Annotated in this window: 1 protein-coding gene; it reads left to right on the forward strand. The window is 38.6% G+C overall.

Annotated features, from left to right (window positions below; all coding sequences use genetic code 11):
* Positions 1–31: 31 nt before the first annotated feature.
* Positions 32–308: carboxyl transferase domain-containing protein (locus tag AOA59_RS00110; RefSeq protein WP_305886601.1), on the forward strand; the 277-nt coding region annotated here is incomplete at its 3' end.

Below are 308 nucleotides of genomic sequence, written 5' to 3' on the forward strand. Positions count from 1 at the left end.
ATGTATAACGAGGAGAAAATGGGGTGTCTAGATGGATATGGATAATCGGTGGGAAAAAACTGTTCATTCGATTGAAGTTGGAGGACCTGATAAATATCATCATGCTAATGAAAAAAAAGGAAAAATGTTCGTTAGGGAGCGGTTAAAAAAATTATTTGATGATGGTATATGGAAGGAAGATGGAAAATTCGCAAACTGCCAAACAGAAGGACTTCCAGCTGACGGTGTAGTTACTGCCATTGGTAAAGTTGGTGAGAAAACTGTTTGTGTCATGGCTAATGATTCAACAGTAAAGGCTGGTTCTTGGG

Origin of the sequence: Pseudomonas sp. 2822-15, from assembly GCF_002742515.1 — a bacterium.
GTDB lineage: Bacteria > Pseudomonadota > Gammaproteobacteria > Pseudomonadales > Pseudomonadaceae > Aquipseudomonas > Aquipseudomonas salomonii.